1 protein-coding gene is annotated in these 845 nt (G+C 45.2%); it reads left to right on the plus strand.

Going from position 1 to position 845, the window contains the following annotated elements; translation table 11 throughout:
- Positions 1-77: 77 nt before the first annotated feature.
- Positions 78-829, plus strand: a protein-coding gene (locus tag ACO0KV_RS18360; RefSeq protein WP_423044597.1) for an IS5 family transposase whose coding sequence is annotated in 2 segments (ribosomal slippage) — positions 78-411 and positions 411-829 — 753 coding nt in all. Because the reading frame shifts where the segments join, the coding sequence is not laid out codon by codon here.
- The last annotated feature ends 16 nt before the right edge of the window (positions 830-845 follow it).

Genomic DNA, 845 nt, shown 5'->3' on the forward strand with positions numbered 1-845 from the left:
TAGGGCGTGTTGACATATAAAAAGCTGTTAACTTTTCCCGAAGTGTGTTTACATTCTAGATTTTAAAGAATGAAACGATGCTGCGACTGATGTTGAGAGATGATCAATGGGAACGAATTGCGCCTTTATTACGTGGAAAAGCAGGCGATAGAGGGCGTAGTGGGCTTGATAACCGCCGGTTTGTTGAGGCAGTATTTTGGATAGCACGTACGGGTAGCCCTTGGCGAGATTTACCAGTCGAGTTTGGTAAATGGAATAGCATCTATATCCGGTTTGCCCGGTGGTCGAATAAAAATGTGTGGCAAAATATTTTTGCGGTATTGCGCGAAGATGCAGATATTGAAGAAGTCTCAATAGACAGTACGGTGATCCGAGCGCACCAGCATGCCGCTGGTGCTGCAAAAAAAACGGTGAGCAAGCGCTTGGTCGATCTCGAGGAGGCTTCGGCACTAAAATCCATGCCTGCGTTGAAGGATTTGGACAACTAGCACGATTTGTACTGACGGGTGGGCATGTGCATGACTCAACACAGGCAGAGATTTTATTGAAAGAAATTGAGCCGCAAGCAGTATTAGCTGATAAGGCGTACGACACCAATGCGCTACTGGAGTGCATTGCCATGAAAAAAGCTAAGGCAGTGATTCCACCGAAAGAGAATCGAAAAGAGCAGAGAGAATTTGACCGCTACCATTACAGAAGCCGGAATTTAGTAGAAAGATTCTTTGCTCACATCAAACAATTTAGGCGGGTTGCAACGCGATACGACAAACTCGCTGAACGATTTGCTTCATTTGTGGCAATTGCAGCTTCGATGCTTTGGTTAAAATAAATGTCAACACGCCCTA

This window comes from Undibacterium sp. RuRC25W (assembly GCF_049339825.1).
In the GTDB taxonomy this organism is placed as follows: domain Bacteria; phylum Pseudomonadota; class Gammaproteobacteria; order Burkholderiales; family Burkholderiaceae_D; genus Undibacterium.